This is a genomic window from Providencia sp. 2023EL-00965, assembly GCF_033550225.1.
In the GTDB taxonomy this organism is placed as follows: Bacteria; Pseudomonadota; Gammaproteobacteria; order Enterobacterales; family Enterobacteriaceae; genus Providencia; species Providencia manganoxydans.
This window is the reverse complement of record NZ_JAWUEH010000026.1, coordinates 1-24101: the sequence shown is the minus strand read 5'-3', so window position 1 is coordinate 24101 and position 24101 is coordinate 1. Positions and strand designations below refer to the sequence as shown.

At 41.9% G+C, this 24101-nt stretch carries 19 protein-coding genes, 1 tRNA gene, 1 rRNA gene and 1 pseudogene; 20 read left to right on the top strand and 2 right to left on the bottom strand.

The features are described from left to right. From SC428_RS21280 to SC428_RS21185, 20 genes and pseudogenes are all read left to right on the top strand, one after another. Nucleotides 1-1784: RHS repeat-associated core domain-containing protein (locus SC428_RS21280; RefSeq protein ID WP_318710269.1), on the top strand; the 1784-nt coding region annotated here is incomplete at its 5' end. After that, on the top strand, nucleotides 1784-2215 hold the full coding sequence (locus tag SC428_RS21275) for a hypothetical protein (protein WP_042117394.1): 432 nt from the start codon (nucleotides 1784-1786) through the stop codon (nucleotides 2213-2215). The genes SC428_RS21280 and SC428_RS21275, both read left to right, overlap by 1 nt. A 320-nt stretch (nucleotides 2216-2535) precedes the next feature. After that, nucleotides 2536-3672, top strand: coding sequence for an RHS repeat-associated core domain-containing protein (locus SC428_RS21270; protein ID WP_318710268.1), 1137 nt, complete (start codon nucleotides 2536-2538; stop codon nucleotides 3670-3672). A 10-nt stretch (nucleotides 3673-3682) separates the two neighbouring features. Further along, nucleotides 3683-4279: a hypothetical protein gene (locus tag SC428_RS21265; protein WP_318710267.1), complete on the top strand. Its 597-nt coding sequence runs from the start codon at nucleotides 3683-3685 to the stop codon at nucleotides 4277-4279. Nucleotides 4280-4460: 181 nt separating this feature from the next. Next, a complete protein-coding gene (locus SC428_RS21260) occupies nucleotides 4461-4892 on the top strand; it encodes a hypothetical protein (protein ID WP_140187058.1) in 432 nt (143 codons plus the stop codon). Between the two features lie 9 nt (nucleotides 4893-4901). Next, on the top strand, nucleotides 4902-5279 hold the full coding sequence (locus tag SC428_RS21255) for a hypothetical protein (RefSeq protein ID WP_318710266.1): 378 nt from the start codon (nucleotides 4902-4904) through the stop codon (nucleotides 5277-5279). 210 nt (nucleotides 5280-5489) lie between these two features. Beyond that, a complete protein-coding gene (locus SC428_RS21250; RefSeq protein ID WP_318710265.1) occupies nucleotides 5490-7910 on the top strand; it encodes a type I restriction-modification system subunit M in 2421 nt (806 codons plus the stop codon). Next, nucleotides 7907-9277, top strand: coding sequence for a restriction endonuclease subunit S (locus tag SC428_RS21245; protein ID WP_140187052.1), 1371 nt, complete (start codon nucleotides 7907-7909; stop codon nucleotides 9275-9277). The genes SC428_RS21250 and SC428_RS21245 overlap by 4 nt, the downstream gene beginning before the upstream one ends. Further along, nucleotides 9270-11897, top strand: coding sequence for a TrlF family AAA-like ATPase (locus SC428_RS21240; RefSeq protein WP_318710264.1), 2628 nt, complete (start codon nucleotides 9270-9272; stop codon nucleotides 11895-11897). The genes SC428_RS21245 and SC428_RS21240 overlap by 8 nt, the downstream gene beginning before the upstream one ends. Continuing rightward, a complete protein-coding gene (locus SC428_RS21235; protein WP_140187049.1) occupies nucleotides 11876-13024 on the top strand; it encodes an RNA-binding domain-containing protein in 1149 nt (382 codons plus the stop codon). The genes SC428_RS21240 and SC428_RS21235 overlap by 22 nt, the downstream gene beginning before the upstream one ends. Nucleotides 13025-13126: 102 nt before the next feature. Beyond that, a complete protein-coding gene (locus SC428_RS21230) occupies nucleotides 13127-16219 on the top strand; it encodes a type I restriction endonuclease subunit R (protein WP_318710263.1) in 3093 nt (1030 codons plus the stop codon). Then, nucleotides 16219-16932 (top strand): M48 family metallopeptidase, encoded by a 714-nt coding sequence (locus SC428_RS21225; RefSeq protein WP_140187088.1) that lies wholly within the window; start codon nucleotides 16219-16221, stop codon nucleotides 16930-16932. Before SC428_RS21230 ends, SC428_RS21225 begins: the two co-directional genes overlap by 1 nt. 94 nt (nucleotides 16933-17026) lie before the next feature. Further along, nucleotides 17027-17899 (top strand): GTPase family protein, encoded by an 873-nt coding sequence (locus SC428_RS21220; RefSeq protein WP_318710262.1) that lies wholly within the window; start codon nucleotides 17027-17029, stop codon nucleotides 17897-17899. A 91-nt stretch (nucleotides 17900-17990) separates the two neighbouring features. Further along, the gene (locus SC428_RS21215) at nucleotides 17991-18416 is read left to right on the top strand and encodes an antirestriction protein (RefSeq protein ID WP_318710261.1); all 426 of its coding nucleotides are present in this window, start codon (nucleotides 17991-17993) and stop codon (nucleotides 18414-18416) included. Nucleotides 18417-18656: 240 nt separating this feature from the next. Further along, nucleotides 18657-19090, top strand: a pseudogene (locus tag SC428_RS21210) (antirestriction protein). A 101-nt stretch (nucleotides 19091-19191) separates the two neighbouring features. Continuing rightward, on the top strand, nucleotides 19192-20028 hold the full coding sequence (locus SC428_RS21205; RefSeq protein WP_004927116.1) for a DUF932 domain-containing protein: 837 nt from the start codon (nucleotides 19192-19194) through the stop codon (nucleotides 20026-20028). A gap of 627 nt (nucleotides 20029-20655) precedes the next feature. Then, the gene (locus SC428_RS21200; protein WP_318710260.1) at nucleotides 20656-21390 is read left to right on the top strand and encodes an outer membrane protein; all 735 of its coding nucleotides are present in this window, start codon (nucleotides 20656-20658) and stop codon (nucleotides 21388-21390) included. Nucleotides 21391-21484: 94 nt separating this feature from the next. Beyond that, the gene (locus SC428_RS21195; RefSeq protein ID WP_318710259.1) at nucleotides 21485-21658 is read left to right on the top strand and encodes a hypothetical protein; all 174 of its coding nucleotides are present in this window, start codon (nucleotides 21485-21487) and stop codon (nucleotides 21656-21658) included. Nucleotides 21659-21701: 43 nt separating this feature from the next. Beyond that, complete coding sequence (locus tag SC428_RS21190) at nucleotides 21702-22154, top strand: hypothetical protein (RefSeq protein WP_318710258.1); 453 nt, start codon at nucleotides 21702-21704, stop codon at nucleotides 22152-22154. Nucleotides 22155-22234: 80 nt separating this feature from the next. Continuing rightward, nucleotides 22235-23653, top strand: a complete 1419-nt coding sequence (locus SC428_RS21185; protein WP_318710257.1) for a hypothetical protein — start codon at nucleotides 22235-22237, stop codon at nucleotides 23651-23653. Nucleotides 23654-23853: 200 nt separating this feature from the next. Here SC428_RS21185 and SC428_RS21180 read toward each other — a convergent pair. Next, a tRNA-Asp gene (locus SC428_RS21180) sits at nucleotides 23854-23930 on the bottom strand. A gap of 56 nt (nucleotides 23931-23986) precedes the next feature. Next, nucleotides 23987-24101, bottom strand: a 5S ribosomal RNA gene (gene rrf, locus SC428_RS21175).

Sequence of the window (24101 nt, the reverse complement as noted above, 5' to 3'; positions counted from 1 at the left end):
TGTTCCCTTCCCCCGCTCGCACGGTGTTGTTGCAGTATGACCCCGCCGGTAACCTTGCTAAACGGGAAACATTAACTGATAGCTATCAGTACCAGTGGGATAACCTAAACCGCTTATTGGTGGCGTCAAGGCAACCGAATCAACTCGGCCTTGAAATGGGCTTGCAAGCGAACCAAGTTCACTTTACCTACGACGCACTTGGGCGTATTACCCGTGAACAAACGGGCGATGATATCGTCGAATTTGCTTACGATGAACTCAATAACCTGAGTCGTCTGACGTTACCTCAAGGTGACAGCCTAAACTGGCTCTATTACGGTTCTGGACATGTCACTGCCATCAATCACCTTGTTGAGGGTACGCCACACTTAATCACCGAATTTGAACGAGATGACCTGCACCGTGAAATCAGCCGTACCCAAGGTACTCTGATACAATATCGACAGTACGATAAGCTGGGGCGGACAATAAGCATCTTCAGCTCACGCAATAAACAGCATCCACTCAACGGTGTTACCTCATCACGAAAATGGTTTTATGATGAGCAAGATAACCTTGGCGCGATGGAGGACCATTATCGGGGCTGGGTGGAATATCTATATGACTCTGAGCAGCGACTGAAAAAAGTTGCTAGTGGCGAAAACATGGACGCCATGCTGTTCTATGACCGTGCGGATAATCTGTTAGAGCGACCTCAATCAGAAATCGAGGCTCAAACGCCATCAACGCCTGCCCTAAGCCCACAAGGGGATAGGCTACTTCAATTCCAAGGCTGGCAATATCGCCATGACTCCTATGGTAACGTGATTTCACGCGAAAATCCCAACCAAGTCAAACAAACGTATCAGTATGATGGGGATAACCGTTTAGTTATCGCCCAAACCAGCGACATGAAAGCCCAATATCACTACGATGCACTGGGTCGTCGCATTCATAAAGTGGTTGAGTCACGGGCTTACGGCACACTGAAACGACAGGAAACCCATTTTGTGTGGCAAGGGCTGCGATTGCTGCAAGAGCAGGATATCAATACGGGTAAATGTCAGACCTATTGCTACGAAGAACACGGCAGTTATACCCCACTCGCCGTTATCGTGAAGCAACCCGCAGGCTACCGTTATTACTGGCACCACTGCGACATTAACAGTGCCCCACTTGAGGTCACCAATGCACAAGGCAATACGGTGTGGTCAGGGAAATATGAACGTTTTGGTTTTGTTCGCAGTAGCCCATTAAGTTTCTACTCCGACCCTGAACGTGAAATGGAGTCCTTTGAGCAAAATCTACGCTATGCAGGACAGTATTTTGACAATGAAACGGGATTACATTTTAATACTTTCAGATTCTACGACCCACAGATAGGTCGTTTTATCATGCCCGACCCGATTGGGTTATTGGGTGGGATAAATCTGTATGCTTATGCACCTAATCCATTGGGCTGGATTGATCCTTGGGGTTGGAGCCATTTAAATACTAATGGAGCCACTGGAAATTTTGGGGTTTATAAAATAGAGATCGATGGGCAGCTTTATAAATATGGTAAGGCAGATTTAAATAGAGTAACTCAAAGTACTAATCTCCCAACACGATTACATCAACAAGTGCGTAAACTTCAAGACCTATATCCAGACAAAACTATAACAGGTACTGTTATAGAAGAAGGTTATAAAACAACTACAGCCGCAAAAGCTGCTGAAACAGCAAAACTTGATGAGTATTATAAAAAGACAAACCAAGTTCCAGAAGGCAACAAAAAAAGCTATAAACCACAAGGTAAATGTTAATGAAAATATTATTTAGCCAGATATATGCTGAAATTGACACTAGCTATGATATTACCAATTCGGTACTAATACCGTTAAAAAATAATCTCGATGCTTTAGATAAAAATATCATACATTATGAAAAGCTATTCAAAACAAATGATTATTCTGTTGTTTTTATTATCACATCAACAAGAGGTAATAGTCCTTTAGTTAAGGGGCCAACAACGTTATCGAAAAAGAAAAAAGTTGAATTTGTAATATTCATTCCATACAAAGAATCAACTTCATTTACTGAAAGAATATGTCATGCAATTGATTATATTGAAAAAGGAATTATTTTTGTTTTTGATAAATATAAATCAGATTCTTCCGGAGTAAAAGAGGTTTTTGAGGAATTAAAAGCACTAATTATCAATGACCCAGAGAAATATCAACAATGGATAAAATGATGCTAAAAGCCTATCTCAATAGAGCTTTATTCTAGGCGATGAGGTCACAGGCAAAATGCAAAATGGCCTCGTAATCTTCGGTCTTCTTTCCCCATCGGGTCAGAATTGTAATAATCTAATAAGGCATAAGGCTGTAGAAACGGGGTTGGCGACTATGACCCCATCTGGAAAATGCGTGACACAGTTGACGGTGGTAGAAATATTATTCATTCAGGTCATACGACCCCAGAAGAAAGCATCATTAGTTTAAACAAATACGTTGATCTGATTGCAGAGAATTTGATAAGGATGAACTTTGACCGGTATGATTTTATTATTGTATGGACATCATAGATCACATAAGACTACTTCAATTCCAAGGCTGGCAATATCGCCATGACTCCTATGGTAACGTGATTTCACGCGAAAATCCCAACCAAGTCAAACAAACGTATCAGTATGATGGGGATAACCGTTTAGTTATCGCCCAAACCAGCGACATGAAAGCCCAATATCACTACGATGCACTGGGTCGTCGCATTCATAAAGTGGTTGAGTCACGGGCTTACGGCACACTGAAACGACAGGAAACCCATTTTGTGTGGCAAGGGCTGCGATTGCTGCAAGAGCAGGATATCAATACGGGTAAATGTCAGACCTATTGCTACGAAGAACACGGCAGTTATACCCCACTCGCCGTTATCGTGAAGCAACCCGCAGGCTACCGTTATTACTGGCACCACTGCGACATTAACAGTGCTCCGCTCGACGTCACCAATGCACAAGGCAATACGGTGTGGTCAGGGAAATATGAACGCTTTGGTTTTGTTCGCAGTAGCCCATTGAGTTTCTACTCTGCCCCAGAACGTGAAATGGAGTCCTTCGAGCAGAACTTACGCTATGCCGGACAGTATTTTGACAATGAAACAGGGCTGCATTTTAATACCTTCCGATTCTACGACCCACAGATAGGCCGATTTATCATGCCTGACCCGATTGGGTTATTGGGTGGGATAAACTTGTATGCTTATGCCCCTAACCCATTGGGATGGATTGATCCTTGGGGATTATGCCGACGTGGTAATGCAGCAACTAAATCACACATGGATGATGTTCGAGATCAATTCATCCGGGATAATAAAGGTGCAGTTACTCATACTGATGGCGGACGAAATGCTTTAAATGGGGCTGAAAGGCCTGAAACGTATTTGCCACCACTAAATCCAGCCGTTACAGGCCGTAAAGGTGGGTCTTATACTGATATGACGTTTATTGATGCCAAAGGTCGCACAGTGTATGTTCAGACGGTAGACAAAGGCAATGTAAATGGAATGACGCAACGTGAATGGGATAATGCGGTCAGAATAACCCAACAAAACCCAAATGCAGTTGTTATTACTGTTCCTAAAGGTAATACGTTGCAGCCTGGTGCATTGAACACTGACAATATGGTTGTTGGAACAGTTACTCAAAGATAAGGTAGAACATATGCCGCCTAAAAATAAAATGTTAGCCATCGAGATATTCATGACAAAAAAGGACGAACATGAGTTTTCGATTAAATTAAGAGAAAGTTTACCGGGCATTTATTTTATTGATTTTCACCCTTGGGATTCACCATTCCCTCCAATGAAAAATTCTATTGCACTCTGTTACGATAAGCTAAATTCAATAGTAGTAATTTCAGATGAAAGTATAGTCAGCCAAGCGGAGTACATTAAAAATGATGTGAAACCTTTCCCCACAGGTTCTGGTTATATGGGTAATCCAATAGGAAGAGGATTAATTCAATACCAACACTCAAAGGAAGCTGGCTATGCTAAAGGTTGCATAATGAATGGTCGCTTGGCGGCATCCTATTTCCCTGAAAACGATCCTGAAACAGATGTATTCGTTAAAACCGTTTGGAAAATATTTAAAAAAGGAGCAAAAAAGGTTTACGCCATTAATCCTGAAACTGGTGAGCTTTATCGTGATAAGCCTGAGACTCGATATTTTGCTTGGCCTGATGCAGCAAAAATTTATGATGGTACACATGGTCGCTACTTAGCCGCCACAGCGTTTAATTTCTACATAGCTAAATAATATATCTACTTTCTATCCTACCCGCATATTTTTCATAACTACCAGCAGGGGCAACCCTGCTTTTCAATATTTGCCTTATAGATATCAGCACCCTGAAATAACAATGCACTGGGTTGTCGCATTCATAAAGTGGTTGAGTCACGGGCTTATGGCAAGCTAACACGCCACGATATTGGATGGAATGAATCTGTATGCTTATGCACCTAATCCATTGGTATGGATTGACCCATTAGGATTATCTTTTGGGTCAGGTAAAGGAACTCATTCAGCAAGAGCAACACTTTATGATAGCTCTGGCAATATAAAAGCTACAGGTATTTGGCAACGTGGGAATATGACACCAAGTGAAGCTGCTTTAGGTTTCCCAAGAAGCACACTTGCAACACATACCGAGGCTAGAATCACCGTTGATTTAAAAGATATTGCTCTTTCAGGCGATAAATTAGTGATAGATGGTCAATATCCACCATGTAATTCATGTAAAGGAAAAATGAATGTTTTCGCTGGGGAAACAGATGCTAGCGTTGTATATAATTGGGGAAAAGGAACAGAACAGCAAACATGGAAGGCCACACCAAAGAAACAGCCCTCAACAACTTCAAAAAAATGCTAAGACAAGATCATGAATAATCAAATTATTTTTAAAGCTTCTATCGCTAATTGTTATACAGAGAACGATGTTGTTATTATAGGTATCGGCGATGACCCTATAACCCCCAAAAATTATCTAATAATATCGAGATTTGATGATGGCGATATAGATGATTCAATAGGTATTCAAACTCACCTATCAGAACGAGAGTACTCTAACATTATCGATAAAGTCATACTAGGTAGGGGCACTCTAAAGGTCAAAATAAAACCCAACAAAATTAAAGATATAGGGTTTTCAAGTATTTCAGTGTTTTTATATAATGATAAGATTGACCATATAACCTTTAAAGAATATATAAATAATATTTTTCATAAAAGCTCTGTAAAAGTAAAGTTTGAAGATTAAGAGATCAAAAAAGTATAGCTTTTCGTGGTTTTTAGCTTCCATAACTACCAGCAGAGGCAACCCTGCTCAATAATTGCCCTAACAACAGGTATAAGCTCCTTGAAACAACAATCAGAAGCTTAATCTACATTGATTATTTGATTTTGAGTTAAATCAATCATTGTAATGTTATAAACTACAAATCTGTCATCTAAAGGTTAAGGAACCCAAATGGCCATTAAGAAAAACGAACTATACTCCTCACTATGGGCCAGTTGCGACGAATTACGCGGTGGGATGGATGCCAGCCAGTACAAAGACTATGTACTGACCATGCTGTTTATGAAGTATGTATCTGATAAGTATAAAGGCGACCCATACGGTATGATTGTCGTACCCCAAGGTGCCAGCTTTGATGATATGGTTGCGCTTAAAGGCGATAAAGAAATCGGCGATAAAATAAACAAAATCATCAGTGCGTTAGCCGAAGAAAACGATCTCAAAAGTGTCATCGATGTCGCCGATTTTAACGACGAAGATAAACTAGGAAAAGGCAAAGAGATGATTGACCGCCTTTCCAAGCTGATAGGCATATTTGAAGGGCTAGATCTCTCTTCCAACCGCGCGGATGGTGACGATTTATTGGGTGATGCTTACGAATACCTAATGCGTCACTTTGCGACTGAGTCAGGTAAGTCCAAAGGCCAGTTTTACACCCCATCCGAAGTTTCACGCATTCTTTCGAAAGTGATTGGTATTGATAGTAATACCCCGCAAGACGCTACCGTTTATGATCCAACTTGCGGTTCAGGTTCATTATTATTAAAAGCGAGTGATGAAGCACCACGTGGCTTGAGTATTTTTGGCCAAGAAATGGACAACGCCACCAGCGCCTTGGCTCGTATGAATATGATCCTACACAACAACGCCACCGCGAAAATCTGGAAAGGCAACACCATTTCAGATCCACTGTGGAAAGAAGCCAACGGGCAACTGAAAACCTTCGATTTTGCTGTCGCTAACCCCCCTTTCTCCAACAAAAACTGGACTAACGGCATTAATCCTAAAAAGGATGAATTTGATCGCTTTAGCTGGGGAATTCCCCCAGAAAAAAATGGTGACTACGCCTTCTTGTTGCATATTATCAAAAGCTTAAAAAGCACGGGTAAAGGCGCCGTCATTCTCCCCCACGGTGTATTGTTCCGGGGCAACGCCGAAGCGCGTATTCGTGAAAATCTGATTAAGCAAGGTTATATCAAAGGAATTATCGGTTTACCTGCCAACCTATTCTACGGCACGGGTATTCCTGCCTGTATTATCGTGATCGACAAAGAACACGCACAGGCGAGAGAAAGTATTTTTATGGTCGATGCCAGCAAAGGCTTTATCAAAGATGGCAATAAAAACCGCCTGCGTAGTCAGGATATTTATAAAATTGTTGAGATATTTACCAAGCAATTAGAACAACCTCGCTTTAGCCGGATGGTGCCATTAAGCGAAATAGTGGCTAATGACTACAATCTAAATATACCGCGTTATATTGATTCCAGTGAACCAGAAGACTTGCACGACCTCAGTGCCCATCTACAAGGTGGTATTCCCAATCGTGATATCGATGCCTTAGAACACTACTGGCAGATATTCCCAAGTATTCGTGCGACCTTATTCAAACCAGCACGTGAAGGTTATAGCGAAGCTTTAGTTAAAGCCTCTGAAGTGAAGAATACCATTCTAAACCATGATGAATTTAAACAGTTTGCGACGAATAGCTTGCAGTATTATCACGCTTGGGCTCGCGCATCTAATTTAGCTGAGATCGGTGTAGGTGATCAGCCTAAAGCGTTAATCGCTGAAATTAGCGAAAGTTTGTTACAAAGCTATTCACAAACACCGTTGCTGAGCAAATACGATATCTACCAGATCCTGATGGATTACTGGAGTGATACGATGCAAGACGATGTGTACGTACTGGTACAAGATGGTTGGTCTACAGGTAAGGTATTGCGTGAGTTAGAAGTCAAAAAAGGTGAAAAACTGAGAGAAACACCTGACTTAGTGATTGGTAAAACAAAGTATAAAGCTGAGTTGATCCCCCCTGCTCTTATCATGGCACGCTATTTTGCCGATGAACAAACCAAAGTCGATACCTTGCAAAGCGAACTTGATAGCGCTAGCCAAAAGTTAGAGACCTATCTTGAGGAAAATAGCGGTGACGAGGGCCTACTTAATGATGCCTTGAATGATAAAGACAAGATAACCAAAGCAACAGTCACGGCACGTTTGAAAGTTGCTATTGACCCTGATGAAAAATCAGCATTAAAACAAGCCAAAAAGCTGTTTGATAATGAAGCCGATGCTAAAAAAGTGCTAAAAGAAGCCCAAGATGCCCTCGATTTAGCGGTGTTTAAACAATACCCGAAACTGAGTATCGACGAAATCAAAAACTTGATTGTGGATGATAAATGGCTAGCGACGTTGCAAAGCAATATCGAAGCAGAAATTGAGCGTGTGACTCAGCAATTAGCTAATCGAGTTAAAGAGTTAGAAGAACGCTACAGCGAACCATTACCGGATATTAGTAAATCGGTAGAAGACCTGAGTGAGAAAGTCGCAGGCCATTTAAAAGCGATGGGTTTGGAGTGGTCACTATGAGCGTTGAAGTAACAGAAACGGGTTTAAATCTTATTCCGGCTGGCTATAAGCAGACGGAAGTTGGGGTGATCCCTAAGGATTGGGAGATTTCTCAGTTGAGGGATTTATTAAAAACCCCCCCTAAATATGGAATTAATGCGCCAGCCGTTCCCCTTGAAGGAAAACTACCTGTCTATATTCGGATTACAGACATTTCAGAAGATGGTTACTTTAAACCATCTGAAAAAGTTGGTGTTAAAAGCCAGTTTTCAAGTCAATATCAACTAGCTAATGGTGATATTGTTCTGGCTAGAACTGGCGCTAGTGTAGGTAAATCATACTTATACAAAGAACATGATGGCACATTGATATATGCAGGGTTCTTGATAAAAGTTTCTCCTGACAAGAATATACTTGAGCCACGATTTTTATCTCAATATCTTCAAACACAACGTTATTGGTCTTGGGTCAATGTAAACTCTATGCGAAGTGGACAGCCAGGAATTAATGGTAATGAGTATGGTAGTTTGTTAGTTCCACTCCCTAAAATAGATGAACAAAACGCCATAGCCACTGCACTATCCGATGTTGATGCGCTGATTAGTGAATTAGAAAAACTGATCGCCAAAAAACAAGCTATCAAAACCGCCACTATGCAACAACTCCTCACAGGCCGTACTCGTCTACCACAATTCGCACTACGTGAAGATGGTTCGAAGAAAGGTACTAAGCAAAGTGTATTGGGTGAAATTCCAGAGGATTGGAAGGTTATATCAATCGCTCAAGATACAACATTAAAAGCTCGTATTGGCTGGCAAGCTTTGACTACCAAAGAGTACCAAACAACAGGAGATATCTATTTGGTAACAGGGACAGATTTTGACTCTGGTGTAGTGAAGTGGGAAAGATGTTTTTATGTTAGTGAGTGGCGTTACAAACAAGATCAAAACATTCAGTTAAAAAATGATGATTTATTGATAACCAAGGATGGAACAATTGGTAAAGTTGGTTATGTTGCTGCACTTAGCCGGCCTGCCACACTAAATAGTGGAATATTCGTAATTAGGCCTAGATATAACAATTTGATACCACGTTTCTTATTCTACGTGCTTACCTCCAGAATTTTTGATGATTTCATCAACAGAATTACGGCAGGCTCAACGATTACTCACTTGTATCAAAAGGATTTTGTTAATTTCGAATTTTCGTCGCCTAATAGAGAAGAACAAACCGCCATCGCCACCATTCTCTCCGATATGGATGAAAAAATTCAAGTGCTGGAACAACGCCTTAGCAAAACCCGCCAGATCAAACAAGGCATGATGCAAGAGCTGCTGACGGGTAAAACGCGATTAATCAAGCCATCAAAGGAGGTTATTCATGAGTGAATCTGTATTTGCATACGGAAGCCGCTGGTTAAAGGCCGACTTCCACCTCCATACTCGCGCTGATAAAGAGTTTACTTATACTGGTGAAGAAAATGACTATGCTAACCAGTATGTTGCGGCGCTTGCGAATGCGGGCATTGGTCTTGGGGTTATCACCAACCACAATAAATTTGATGCAGATGAATTTAAGGCATTGCGCAAAAAAGCCAAAAAATCAGGCATTGGTTTGTTGCCTGGCATTGAGTTATCCATCAAGGATGGTCAGGCAGGTGTGCATACTTTAGTGGTATTTTCGGATGAGTGGTTTAGCAACAAAGAACAAACCAACCATATTCAGACGTTTCTTAGCCTGACTTTTGCTGGTATTGCGAACTTCGAAGATGAAAATGCGCGCTCGAACCACGATATTGTCGAAACCGTGCGTGAGCTGGATAAATTTCACAAAGATTACTTTCTCATTTTTGCCCACGTCGAAGCGCCAAAGGGGGTGTGGAAAGAACTCGCAGCAGGGCGAATAAAGGATTTATTTGATAACGCGACAGTAAGGCGTAGAGTCTTGGCTTTTCAAAAAGTGCGCACCCGTGATGAACGCGCGAAAATCCAGCAGGCATTAGGTAATTTATATCCGGCTGAAGTGGAAGGTTGTGATGCCAAGAACCTTGCCGATATGGCGGCCCGTAAAGAGGCTAGCTACTTAAAGCTTGGCTCATTCAGCTTTGAGGCGGTTAAGTTTGCGTTGCGTGATAAAGCTTCCCGAGTCCGCGCCGAGCTGCCTAGCTATAAACATTCTTATATTCAAAAAATCCGCTTTGAAGGGGCGGGTACTTTAGGTGGCACAGAAATTTCCCTTTCACCTGAGCTCAATACCCTGATTGGAATTCGAGGCAGTGGTAAATCATCCGTATTGGAAGGGGTGCGTTATGCGCTGAATATTCCCTTTGGTGATAAGTCGTCGGATGTGGAATATAAAGAGGGGCTGGTAAAACACTTACTGCGTAGTGGCGGTAAAATTACCATCGACGCCATTGATCGCCGTGGTCAGCCCTATCAAATCCGCCGTATCTTGGGTGAGCGCTCCGATGTGTATGTGAATGGTCAGTTGCAACCCGGCGTGTCGGTGCGTGAAACGGTATTGCACCAGCCAATCTATTTTGGTCAGAAAGATCTTTCCAGTACGGGCGCTGGCTTTGAAAAAGATTTGATTGAAAAGTTGCTTGGCGACGCACTGGTGCCCATTCGACAAAAAATTGATCAGGGCCGGCAGCGGGTAGTGGATGCGATTAATCAGATTAAGCGTCTTACTCGAGCGGCAACACAAAAGCAAGAATGGTTGCAGAAAAAGCAAGATGCTGAATTTAAGCTCAAGTTCTATCAGCAACACGGTGTTGAAACTAAGCTACAAAAGCAAATTGATTTTGAGCGCGATGAGCGCAAAGCACAGCAAGTCATTCAAGGTGCTGAGCATTATCTATCCGAGCTCAATAGTTTTGTGGCCAGCTTTGAAGATGAGCTAAAAAATCAGGCGTTGTATAAGTCTGCCCAGAATCAGATATTTTTTGATGACTTTTTTGCGACCTACCAGCAGTTGATTGCTGGCTTTGATGGCATCAAGCAAACGATACTAACGGGTCAAAGTACGGTTGCACTATTACAGCAGAAGCTAGCTGGCTTTGTACAACAAAAGCAGGCGCTAAAAGAAGAGTTTGCCGAGATTGAACGCAAACTGGCCACCGAGCTTAAGCAAGCCGGTGCACAGGCAATTAGCCCGCAAGAGTTTAAGCAGCTTAAAAGCTTGTTAGACCAAGCCGAGCAAATGTTAGCCGTACTCGCCAAAAGCGAGCAGCAGTACGCGGATTTGAATCAATCCCTAGAGCGTGAATTAGCGCAGCTTAATGATCTTTGGCTGGAGGAGTACCGCACTATTGAACAGGTACTGAGCAGGATCAATCGAGCTAATTCGCCCCTTAAAATTGTGCCGCAATTTAAAGCGAATAAGGCTGCCATGCTTAAGCACATTCAAGATTTGTATCGCGGGAGCCGTATTCGAGAAGCAACGTTGCAAAGTGTGGTGGATGAATACAGTGATTTCGCATCGGCCTATCGCGACATTGAAAAGCTGAAAAGCACGCTTGGCGGGTCTTTTGATACCTTCTGGCAGTATTTTGAAGACAACTTAGAAGCCTTGTTAACCTGGCAAGTGCCGAATGTGTTTACTATCGAGTATCACGGCAAAGCACTGGCGCACCACTCGTTGGGGCAAAGGGCATCGGCGTTGATGCTGTTTGTGTTAAGTCAGCAAGAAAACGACGTGGTGATCATTGATCAGCCAGAAGATGATTTGGACAACCAAACTATCTATGACGATGTCATCAAGTTGATTAGAGAGCTTAAGCCTTCTACCCAGTTTATCTTCGCAACACACAACGCCAATATTCCGGTACTGGGTGATGCGGAACAGGTGATTGCCTGTGAGTATCAAGATGACCATATCGCATTAGTTAACGGCAGCATTGACTGTGCTGACGTTCAGCAACGCATTGTAAATATTATGGAAGGTGGTGCCGAAGCCTTCGAGAAACGTAAGCAGGTATATGAAGCATGGAAACCGAAGAACTCTTAGCCATTATTGTCAACGGTGAAGACTCAAGGCATCAGTTTAAGCGAAACATTACCCGAGCTGAGAGTCTGGTGCCCGAGTTAGCGGCATTCAGTAATTCTAAAGGCGGTTTATTGTTTATTGGAATCACTGATGACGGAGGCATTCAAGGACTAACTCTTGAGGATATGGGGCGAATTAATCAGTTGGTTTCTAATGCGGCAAAGGATGTAAAACCACCGATTTCCGTTACCACTGAAAATGTTGCTTTACCCAGTGGTATGGTGATGGTTGTTGATGTGCCTGAAGGCATAAGCAAGCCTTATATGGATGGCAACCTACATGTATGGGTAAAAAATAGCGCTAACAAATCCAAAGTCAGCGCGCGAGAAGAGCTACTGAGAATGTTTCAAGAAGCTGCACTGATACACGCTGATGAAATCCATGTTGCCGGTAGTTCAGTTGTGGACATAGACCAAGAGTTTTTTGACGCATTTTTTGAAAGGGAATATAGCGAGCGAGTTGAAGATCAAGAGGTTTCTCGTGTTCAACTGCTTGAAAATATGAATTTGTCAAAGAACGGGCAGCTTAACATCTGCGGCGCCTTGTTGTTTGCATCACGCCCACAAATACGCTTACCCGTTTTTATTGTAAAAGCGGTGGCTTTTCCGGGTGTTGATATCGAAGACGAGCACTATATCGACAGCCAGGATATTAACGGCAAGCTATCTGATGTTTTCCAAAAGGTTCTGGGTTTTGTGTTGGCTAACATTCGCCATGTGCAAAATGAACAGAGCATCAACTCTGTGGGTGAACAAGAAATTCCGCGAATCGTGCTTGAAGAGCTTATTGCCAATGCGCTTATTCATCGAGATTACTTTGTATCCGCTCCGATTAAGGTTTTGGTGTTTGCTGATCGAATTGAAATCGTGAGCCCTGGTCACTTGCCCAATAATTTAACGATAGAAAATATCAAAATGGGTAACTCGAATGTTAGAAACCCAATTTTGGCCTCGTTTGCTCCAAAAGTGTTGCCATATCGAGGCTTGGGGAGCGGCATAAAACGAGCGATAAAAGCGTATCCAGACATTGAGTTTGTTGACGACAGGGCTGGCAATGCGTTCAAGGCCATTATTAAGCGAGCTCGATGAATAGCGAGCACAGTTGGTAGCGTTAAGTGCTCAAAAGTCTAACTTGCTTGGTTGTTGCTTGATTGGCAAGGGGAACAAGCTTCGAATTGATTAGAGGTTAGGATGAGTAACGTTGGTCAGCGTGAGCGCGCTACACAAAATCGTATCGTTCAGTTTTTTCAAACTGACTTAGGCTATCGCTATTTAGGCGATTGGCAGGATCGCGCTAATAATAAAAATATTGAAGTGGATATCCTCGTTGATTGGTTAAAAAAACGTGGTGTCAGCGAAGCGTTGATCAATCGAGCTATTCGCCAATTGGATACGGCAGCAGCGCTGGGCGAAGGTAAAATGCTCTATTACGCCAACAAAGAGGTTTATCGCCTACTGCGTTACGGCGTGAAAGATAAAGAAGGTGCTGGCCATCTTAATGAAACCGTGTGGCTGATTGACTGGAAAACCCCAGAAGCAAACGATTTTGCCATTGCTGAAGAAGTCTCTATCAAGGGCGAGAACAAAAAACGCCCAGATATTGTGTTGTATGTCAATGGTATCGCGCTTGGTGTGATTGAGCTAAAACGCTCTTCGGTGTCTGTCTCCGAAGGTATTCGCCAGAACCTCGATAATCAGAAGAAAGATTTTATTCGTAACTTCTTTACCACCATGCAATTGGTGATGGCGGGTAACGACACGCAAGGCTTGCGTTACGGCACGATTGAGACACCTGAAAAACATTACCTTGAGTGGAAAGAAGATTGCACCAATCCTTATGGTCACAAACTCGATTTTCACCTGAGCCGCGTGTGTAACAAAGCGCGCTTGCTGCAAATTATCCATGATTTTATTGTTTTCGATGCGGGTATTAAAAAGACCTGTCGTCACAATCAGTTCTTTGGTATTGAAGCGGCAAAACGCCATATCGCAAGGCGTGAAGGCGGCATTATTTGGCATACCCAAGGTTCAGGTAAAAGCTTAACGATGGTGTGGTTAGCTAAATGGATACGGGAAAATGTCACTGATGCTCGTGTGCTGATTGTGACTGACCGAACTGAACTTGACGAACAGATTGAAAAAGTATTTACGGGGGTTGACGAAGAAATTTATCGCACCAAAAGTGGTGCAGATCTTGTGGCTACATTAAATCAACCTAATCCTTGGTTGATCTGCTCATTAGTGCATAAATTTGGGCGGCAGTCTGATCCTGAAAGTGATGCTGCGACTGATGAATTTATTGAGGAACTGAAAAAATCCTTACCATCAAGTTTCATAGCTAAAGGGACTCTGTTTGTCTTTGTCGATGAGTGCCATCGCACTCAATCTGGCAAATTGCACGACGCAATGAAGACCATTTTACCCGAAGCCATGTTTGTCGGTTTCACGGGCACTCCCCTAATGAAAAAAGACAAAAAAAAATCAATTGAGGTTTTTGGTCCTTATATTCATACCTATAAATTTGATGAGGCTGTCGCTGATGGTGTAGTTTTAGATTTACGCTATGAAGCAAGAGATATAGACCAACACATTACCTCCCAAAAGAAAGTTGATGAGTGGTTCGAGGCAAAAACACGCGGATTATCTCGAATCGCTAAAACGCAGCTCAAACTAAAATGGGGCACCATGCAAAAGGTGCTATCCAGTAAATCACGCTTACAACAGATTGTGAATGATATCTTGCTGGATATGGATACTAGACCACGTCTAATGGATGGTCATGGTAATGCGATGTTAGTCTGCTCCAGCGTTTATCAGGCCTGTAAAGCCTATGAAATGTTTAGCCAGACCGATTTAGGGGGTAAGGTTGCTATCGTCACCAGTTTCCAACCAACACCTGCAAGTATTAAAGGTGAGGAGACTGGGGAAGGTTTAACGGAAAAACTTTTTAAATACGATATTTACCGAAAAATGTTAGCGGACTATTTCGAACTACCTGAAGATAAAGCCGCTAATAAAGTTGAGGATTTTGAAAAGGAAGTTAAAAAGCGTTTCGTTGATGAACCGGGGCAAATGCGCCTACTGATTGTGGTCGATAAATTGTTAACTGGCTTTGATGCGCCTTCTGCCACTTACTTGTATATTGATAAGCAAATGGCAGATCACAGCCTGTTTCAGGCAATTTGCCGTGTTAACCGCCTAGATGGTGATGATAAAGAATACGGTTATATTATCGACTATAAAGATTTGTTCCGTTCATTAGATAAAGCTATTTCTGATTATACTCAAGGCGCATTTGAGGGCTATGACAAGGAAGATGTAGTTGGTTTACTCAAAGACCGATTAGAGCAAGCGAGACTCGATTTGGATAGTACGCTGGAAATGGTTCGAGCATTATGTGAACCGGTAAAAGCACCACGAAATACAGAGGATTATATCCATTATTTTTGTGGCGAATCAGGCTTAAATCAAGATGAGTTAACCGAGAAAGAGGCACTACGTTTAACCTTATACCAGAGCGTTGCCAAGTTACTGCGGGCATTCGCAAATATCGCCAACGAAATGCCTGATGCAGGTTATTCTGCTCATGATGTTGACTCAATTAGATCTGAAGTTTGCCACTATGAAAAAGTTCGCGATGAAGTGAAGCTTGCAAGTGGTGATCTCGTCGAAATGAAGCGCTTTGAACCTGCAATGCGTCATCTGTTAGATATGTATATTCGTGCCGATGATAGTGAAGTTCTTATGGACTTTGAAGAACTGGGCTTGATTGAATTAATCGTCGAAAAAGGTGTCACTGCTGTCAATGCCCTGCCCGAGGATCTGCGTAAAAATCCGGGAGCAATGGCTGAGACCATTGAAAATAACGTTCGAAAAATTATTGTCGATGAAAATCCGGTTAACCCTAAATACTATGAACAGATGTCAGTATTACTGAATGAACTGATCGAACTTCGTCGACAAAAAGCCATTGAATATCAAGATTACCTCGAGAAAATTCGCGAACTCGCTGCTAAAGTGGTACGTCCTGAACAAACAGCATCTAATTACCCTGCATCAATGGATACTAATCCCAAACGTGCTTTTTATGATAACTTTGGCAAAGATGAATGGCTTGCCACCCAAATTGATAGTGCAATTCGTTATACGAAGAAGGCCGACTGGGTTGGAGATCGTTTTAAAGAACGGGAAATTGCCAATGCCATTCGAGAGGAAACAGCTGATTATGAATTGGATATTCAGGCTGTAATGGAACTCGCTAAAGCTCAAAAAGAGTATCAATGATGACGATGATTGAAATTGGTTCAATCGCAATACAGTTGAATCGTAAAGCAATCAAAAATTTACATATCAGCGTGTTACCACCAGATGGTCGTATACGTGTATCTGCACCTGTATCTATGACAGAAACAGCTATTCGTATGGCGGTGATCCGTCGTATCCCTTGGATTAAACAGCAGCAGAATAATTTTATAAAACAACCCCGCCAATCAGAACGCGAAATGGTCAGTGGAGAATGCCATTACTTGTGGGGTCGGCGCTATCGCCTCAATGTTGTAACACATGTAGGAAAGCATGAAGCCAAATTAGGCCGTGGGCGATTACATTTGTATGTAAGCCATACTGCAACTGCTGAGCAAAAGGCTTTAGTTCTCACTGAATACTACCGTGAAGCACTTAAAAAGCGAATAGCTGACTTGTTACCTATTTGGGAAAGCAAAATAGGTGTCACTGTCGACGCTTGGGGCGTGAGAAAAATGAAAACCAAATGGGGCAGTTGCAATACGCAAGCAAAACGTATTTGGTTAAACTTAGAACTCGCCAAAAAACCACCAGAATGTTTAGAATACATCCTAGTTCATGAGTTAGTTCACCTACTTGAACGTAAACATAATGAACGATTTAAAGCCTATATGGATAAGCTACTTCCTGATTGGCAAGAACGCAAAGACTTGCTGAATAAAGCACCGTTGGCTTACAGCCATTGGTTGTACTAACTTTAATTCGAAACTCTACTCAGTATTATAAAAAATCTCAGATATATATTATCTCCTTGAATAACTATAATTTTCTTTTATTTCAAGGAGTAATATGTATCACAACGCTCACTTTAAAACCCTCCTATCGACTCTACCGACTTCATTCCAAACCTCTTTTTTCAACCAATTCAATCACCTAATCAACTATTCCCCCACCATTGGTCTAATGGGTAAAACAGGGGCTGGAAAATCCAGTCTGATAAATGCGCTGTTCCAATGCCAACTATCGCCTGTGAGTGATGTCTCCGGCTGCACACGCCAAGCCCAACGCTTCAGTATGACGGTGAACAACCATACACTCACCTTTATTGATTTACCCGGTGTGGGGGAAAGCCTTGAGCGAGATAAAGAGTACCACCAGCTATATCGTAACTTATTACCAGAACTGGATTTAATCATCTGGGTACTCAAGGCGGATGACAGAGCATGGTCTTCGGATGAACAGTGTTATCGCTTTCTCACTGAGCAATGCGGTTATCAACCTAAGAGATTTCTATTTGTGCTGAACCAAGCCGACAAGATAGAGCCCTGTCGCCAGTGGGATGAACAGTACCACCAGCCATCCGCTGAACAAACAGCTCACTTACTATTGAAGCAGAAAGCCGTGATAACAGCATTTAAGCCGCATCACCCTGTGATGACGGTTTCTGCGGCAGAAGGTTTTCAACTCACTGAATTAGCTGAGCAATTAATAAAGGCGTTACCGGCGCAAGCCAGTAGCGGGGTAGCTAGGCAACTGAACAGCGCTTACCGGACGCAATCGGTGGAGAACGCCGCACGTAACGATTTTGGGCAATGCGTCAGTGATATCGTCGATACCTTAATCAATATCATTCCCTTGCCGCCATTGATAAGAAGTACGGTTAGCACCGTTAAAAACAGTATCGTCTCCGTCGCTAAATCCCTGTGGAGAATGTTCTTTTAACCTCTTACATTACCCCATTAATTATCACTCTCAGCGCCAGTCCCGTTAAGGACTGGCGCTTTTTTATTTCTTTTTCTTGGAGTATCAACTGATGAATAATTCAACTGAATGTGCAATTACAATGACACTCGTTCCCGATGAGCAACGCCTGGATTTTTGGATCAACCACTTCGGAAACGTGAAAGGCTGGAGCACCTTTGAAGTGGTCATCTTTACCACTATGGGGCAGTTTTGTGATGACTATCAGGGTGGATATTGGGAATATTGCACCTTATCCAATGGTGGCGCTTTTATTTATCCCGATTTACCTCAAGAGACACTGACGCTGTTCAACCCACATAACGGTAACGAAGCCAACGTCAGTTGCGAAGCGGCAGGTATTGCCGTGTGTTTGATGATGTACAGTTTATGGTCATTTCAAACGGAAAGTGACATCCTCGTCGATCGCTTTTATCAATTGCGTGATTATGCGGCGCAACACCCAGAACGTTCCGCCATTTTCAATCTAATCGATTAACCACGTCCTTATTTACGCCTTCGTATTATCTGATTCATTATAAAAGCATCATCAGACTAACCCATTAATTAACTTACATTTATTTTTATATCTATATTATTTTAGTGACTCAATCATCAGAATGAGTCACTAAAAATGATACTCAATATACCTATCATTTCGAGAAAGCTCTGCACCGCAAGGTGTAGGGCTTTTTTGCTTATTACTGTCTATCAATATCGACTGAATTGGAGTTCTATTATGTTTACCTTACAAGAGCAAGAATCAACTGTTATCAAAACCAATCTCGTTCACTCCAGTGGCCGTCATATCTTCTGGCGTTTCTACTTTGGGACGGTGCCCGATTGGCAACGTATCGAGGGCGATATTTTTAACATGATGGCGAAGCTCTGTCATCGCTATCAGGGCGCGTTTTGGGAGTTCACCATGTTATCGAATGGGGGGCTTTTATCTGGCCTGAGATGATTGAAATCACCTTGCCGATGTTTAACCCTCATAATGGTAACGAGGCTGAGTTAAGCCCTGAAGCGGCCGGTATCGCAGTCTGTCTAATGGTGTATAGCATCTGGTCGTTTAAAACCGAGAGTTCTGTGCTGGTAGAGTATTTTTACCAACTTCGTGACTATGCGATGCAACATCCCGAGCAAGCACAAATCTTTCACCTAATTGACTAAGTTATTGATAACGCTTTAATACAGCGTCCACCAGCTTATCACCTCACTTATTTCCTTTATCTTATTTTAATTTATCAGTGTTATCACTGAGGAGGCCCCCTATGTCTCGTTTAGCTTCTCGCTTTGGTGCGGCGAATAGCATTCGCCGTGACCGCCCGTTAACTCTCGAAGAGTTATTTCGCACCGTACCCAGTGTGTTCTCTGAAGAAAAGCATGAATCTCGTAGCGAAAAGTACACGTATATTCCTACGATTACCTTATTGGATAGCCTGCAAAAAGAAGGTTTTTATCCGTTCTTTGCATGCCAAACTCGTGTGCGAGATGACAGCCGTCGTGATCATACTAAGCATATGTTACGGCTCCGACGTCATGACCAAATTACGGGTAGCCAAGTGCCTGAAATCATCTTACTTAATAGCCATGATGGTTCAAGCAGTTATCAAATGTTACCTGGCTTTTTTCGCTATGTTTGTCAAAATGGGCTGGTTTGTGGCGATACCTTTGGGGAGGTCAGAGTTCCTCATAAAGGTAATGTCGTCGATAAAGTGATTGAAGGGGCTTACGAAGTGTTAGATACGTTTGATGCTATCGCTGAAAAACGTGAGCAAATGCAGTCCTTACTATTACCGCCACCAGCACAACAGATCTTCGCCCAAGCCGCTCTCATGTATCGTTATGGCGAAGAACATCAACCGATCACTGAAGCCCAAGTGTTACAACCTCGCCGCTTTGAAGATAAAAAAGACGATCTTTGGACAGTGTACCAACGTTTGCAGGAAAATTTAATCAAGGGAGGATTATCAGGCAGGAATGCCAAAGGTAAACGCGCTCGCACGCGTTCAGTGAATGGAATTGATGGGGATATTAAGCTCAATAAAGCGTTGTGGGTACTGACAGAACAAATGCATGCTCATTTTGCTGGACGCGAACAACTATAGCCACAGTATACGTTAAATAATTGGATCTTACGGTGAACGCGATGAAATTATCAGAACGGCAACTAAAAACCTTGAGTAATGTGAAACTCAATTATGGCTCACTCTGCAACAAAAGGACACTCAACTCGCTGGAGAAAAAAGGAATGATTCAATGGAATACATCAAACCATTGGGTCTTAACGGAGTTCGGTTTTCATATCTATAACATGAGTAAACGGCGTTGCTTATAAAGCGTTAGCGCTAACATAAAGACTTATCCCGTATTTTGGTACTTGATAATATCGAGCATACCAACCTATTCAAGAAAGGAGAGCATTCTTTAAACATCATTTTATTCCCTTCCATTTTGACTCACTTTCTCATCAACTCTTTTTCTTATTTAAGCACCGAAACAACAGTTGATCGATTACGCCGATCGATAACCGTTTATTGATAGATACGATCGATATTACCGATCGTATTTTAATTATTGATAGGTAAAACAGATCGATTAAGTTAAACTATCTCACGCTAAATTATCTTTATGTCAGTGATATTAAGGTGATTGAGTCAAATCTTTCATGCCTTCCACTGATATAACGCGATTCAACCATACTTAATGTGATATTGATTAAAAGGAAATCAATCATGAAAAAAGCGTTTATTGTTTCCGCCCTGATGGGGTGCATTTCATTACCGGCATTCGCGAATACGGATGACAGTAAAACGGGGCTTTATGTCACAGGTAAAATGGGCGCATCCATTGTGCAAATGTCTGGCCAGCAGTTTGTCTACAGCGGCTATGCTGATGCCGGTGATAATGGTACAAAAAATGGAGATAGCCATCGTACTGGCGTATTTGGCGGTGGACTTGCGTTAGGTTATGACTTTTCCAATCAGTTTGATATCCCTGTTCGCGCTGAATTGGAGTTTATGGCGCGTGATAAAGCGAATTCAACCTACAATATCCGCGACCGTGTGCGTAATGGCGTACATCAAACTCGTGATATTAAAAACCAAATCAAACTCAATACGTTAATGGTCAATGGGTACTACGACATTAAAAATAGCTCAAATTTCACGCCGTATATCTCTGTCGGGCTAGGCTATGCGGCCGTGGATTTTAAAACCACCCGCGTTGATGCTTATACCCCAGGACTCTCTCTGCATGATACTCACACGCATACCGCCAATAACTTTGCCTGGAGTGTCGGTGCGGGGGTGAACTATGCCATCAATGACGATTGGGATATGGGGCTGAGTTATCGCTATTTAGATGCTGGAAAAGCCGACATCACGACAGCGGTAGGCGATGGGGAAAACACCTCAAAAATCAAAGTGAAGGCCAATGACATCATGCTTGGTTTGACTTACCGATTCTAATCTCTGGCATTCAGCCTTAAAGATTACCCTCAACTTATCTAGCCAACATGCCTTTTTGATGTTGGCTATTTTACATTCTAAAAAAGGGAGTTACATGAACTCATCTTATTTTATTAAATACCTGCTAATTGCTTTCGTCATTAGCACTATTGTCGTTGTTTATAATTGGATTTCGCCTACCGGTCATATCTACAGTGTTTGGGCAGGGATTACGTTTTTCGTTGTCATGGGCCTAAGAACAAGGCCAATATCTCCGTTATACCGCTAATACATTGCAATATTACTCAAAAAATCGAAAAAGGTTAATCTCCATGAAAAAAATGATATACGCTTGCCTACTCATGGGCTCTACATTCAGTGCTTCCGCTATTCCTAACTATTGGTCTGAAAGCTTTGCTCAAGGTTATATGGAATACGGTATCAGCAATGACAAGCACTTAAGCGTGATCCTTGCTTGTAATATTGCAGCAAACGACGACATGGATAATGGTGTTCACCTTTATCAAGATGGAAACCCTATCGGCAGCGACAATATCGCTTTCATTATTGATGATGAAGTTTATTACATTCCTGATGAAACCCAAACACGCGGTAACGGTAATTTGTGGTACAAGTTCGCTGAAGCGATAGCAAAAGCAACACAATTTGAGGTTTATGTTGATGATAAACCGATAGGGAAATTTCAACCAAACAAGAAAAATAGAGTGAAAATATTCACTGATTTTGACTGCCCGCCCCTCTATTATCGTGAAATTTCTCACTAACTCCCCCGGCGTAAGTTTCCTTATTGGTTCATTAAGATTGAGCTTAATCGACTTTTACCAGAATATGCAAAGGACATCACATGAAGAATATCTGTGTCATTTTATTCCCTATTTCGCTTTTATTAACAGGTTGTGATAACACAATACAGCAGGTTAAAGATATGTCCCCTCAAGGTTTTAGCCAGTATACGTATCAACAACTTTTAGACCATCGGAATGTGTGCAAATCCATTACATGGTCAACTGAAAATACAGCATATCAACATGTTATTTATACTTGTGAACTCCATAAGGGTAAAAACTATTTTAATTACAACGAAAGCACACGACAAGAATTGTACAACAAAACCTATGAGCATGAGACCGAACGTTTACAACAGCAAGCACAATCAATACGGGATAATATCAATCGTAATCTAATCCAATTACACAAAGAGATTCAACAGGTAGAAAAGCTACAGCAATATTCGGGTAATCTATTTGCCATCAAGGCCCCATCTTCCATAGAGCAAAAGGTATTACAAGATACATTTTCGTCTTATTATCAACAGAATAAAAATATGCCAGACATACAAAGTATAGTCTCAACACTCCCCAATCGCCACTTACCACCCAATAGTACAGTCCATTACCTGACAATTATCAATTTTGATCATTATCAACATTATCAAGAACTTTATTTGTATTTTCATCATCCAGAAGTAAAAACACAGATTCAAGAAATGCTTGATATGGCTAAATCCAGAATGTCATCACATTGTATTTCAGCGGAATTGGACAAGCAAAAAGCCATTTATAAAGAAAAAGTGAGAAATGATAAGGTGTTTTTAGATGCTAAAAAAGCACAATACATTAAGAAGGAAAAAGAAAACTGTGAACGCTCTAGTGAGCGTTATATTCGATTTGATCCGGATCACTTAAAAACCTGTGAAAGTCGAATTAGCTTTTCTGAATATGAGTACGTTGAGAACGAATCCTCAAAGCGTTATCAACAGGATATTGAAACACTGAGAAATAATGCAACAATTCATTGCGAAAAACCGATTATAGAAAAATGGCAAGCGTTTGATCAAACGCTAACAACCCTGAGTGATGCCATGCTTAGTCTCAAAAATACATTAGCCGAACGTGAATCAACTGCGCTCAAACAAAAAATGCAAAGATATCAGGAAAAACTCAATAACCTAGCACCAGAGAAACAAAATAAAGTGATCGACGCTCAAGCCAAATTAGCCGCTGAAAATGCCGTTAAAGATTACCTTCAGCAATATCCAGATAAAGGAGTAGAAAGAATTATCTGGGAATACAACAAAGGCACGAATAGCTACTTTTTAAAAGAAAAGCAATTGATTGAAAAAACAAAGGAAGGAAAAGTTATTAGTACACAACCTCTCGATATGAGTCAACTCATTGCGGGTTCATTGCGTAACATTGATAACGTGGATGACTACATGGCAATGGGCGATCCGTTCCGTCTTCCAGCTATCTCAGTTCAATAATAAAAAATGATAACGAGATAGCAAAGTTGCCTTCACTATCTCGTTATTCTGAAGAATAAAGCGCGTAAAATATTACATTGCATCCAAAACAGACCAAGCTCGTGGGAAGGAAACCAAAATAAAATGGCATACTGGATGGCATACCGCTAAAACCTAAAAAGCAAAAACGCCATGCTAATCAATAGCATGGCGTTATAATGTGGCGGAACGGACGGGACTCGAACCCGCGACCCCCTGCGTGACAGGCAGGTATTCTAACCAACTGAACTACCGCTCCACTTATTCTTTCACCTTTCGGCTGCTTATCGCATTGCAATAAGCCTTTAATTTAATGTCTGGCAGTTCCCTACTCTCACATGGGGAGACCCCACACTACCATCGGCGCTACGGCGTTTCACTGCTGAGTTCGGCATGGGGTCAGGTGGGACCACCGCGCTATTGCCGCCAG

Bases quoted from the DNA above. Each gene is read 5' to 3' on its own strand.
- SC428_RS21275 (WP_042117394.1), top strand. From the start codon at position 1,784: ATGAAAATATTATTTAGCCAGATATATGCTGAAATTGACACTAGCTAT.
- SC428_RS21270 (WP_318710268.1), top strand. From the start codon at position 2,536: ATGGACATCATAGATCACATAAGACTACTTCAATTCCAAGGCTGGCAA.
- SC428_RS21265 (WP_318710267.1), top strand. From the start codon at position 3,683: ATGCCGCCTAAAAATAAAATGTTAGCCATCGAGATATTCATGACAAAA.
- SC428_RS21260 (WP_140187058.1), top strand. From the start codon at position 4,461: ATGAATCTGTATGCTTATGCACCTAATCCATTGGTATGGATTGACCCA.
- SC428_RS21255 (WP_318710266.1), top strand. From the start codon at position 4,902: ATGAATAATCAAATTATTTTTAAAGCTTCTATCGCTAATTGTTATACA.
- SC428_RS21250 (WP_318710265.1), top strand. From the start codon at position 5,490: ATGGCCATTAAGAAAAACGAACTATACTCCTCACTATGGGCCAGTTGC.
- SC428_RS21245 (WP_140187052.1), top strand. From the start codon at position 7,907: ATGAGCGTTGAAGTAACAGAAACGGGTTTAAATCTTATTCCGGCTGGC.
- SC428_RS21240 (WP_318710264.1), top strand. From the start codon at position 9,270: ATGAGTGAATCTGTATTTGCATACGGAAGCCGCTGGTTAAAGGCCGAC.
- SC428_RS21235 (WP_140187049.1), top strand. From the start codon at position 11,876: ATGGAAACCGAAGAACTCTTAGCCATTATTGTCAACGGTGAAGACTCA.
- SC428_RS21230 (WP_318710263.1), top strand. From the start codon at position 13,127: ATGAGTAACGTTGGTCAGCGTGAGCGCGCTACACAAAATCGTATCGTT.
- SC428_RS21225 (WP_140187088.1), top strand. From the start codon at position 16,219: ATGACGATGATTGAAATTGGTTCAATCGCAATACAGTTGAATCGTAAA.
- SC428_RS21220 (WP_318710262.1), top strand. From the start codon at position 17,027: ATGTATCACAACGCTCACTTTAAAACCCTCCTATCGACTCTACCGACT.
- SC428_RS21215 (WP_318710261.1), top strand. From the start codon at position 17,991: ATGAATAATTCAACTGAATGTGCAATTACAATGACACTCGTTCCCGAT.
- SC428_RS21205 (WP_004927116.1), top strand. From the start codon at position 19,192: ATGTCTCGTTTAGCTTCTCGCTTTGGTGCGGCGAATAGCATTCGCCGT.
- SC428_RS21200 (WP_318710260.1), top strand. From the start codon at position 20,656: ATGAAAAAAGCGTTTATTGTTTCCGCCCTGATGGGGTGCATTTCATTA.
- SC428_RS21195 (WP_318710259.1), top strand. From the start codon at position 21,485: ATGAACTCATCTTATTTTATTAAATACCTGCTAATTGCTTTCGTCATT.
- SC428_RS21190 (WP_318710258.1), top strand. From the start codon at position 21,702: ATGAAAAAAATGATATACGCTTGCCTACTCATGGGCTCTACATTCAGT.
- SC428_RS21185 (WP_318710257.1), top strand. From the start codon at position 22,235: ATGAAGAATATCTGTGTCATTTTATTCCCTATTTCGCTTTTATTAACA.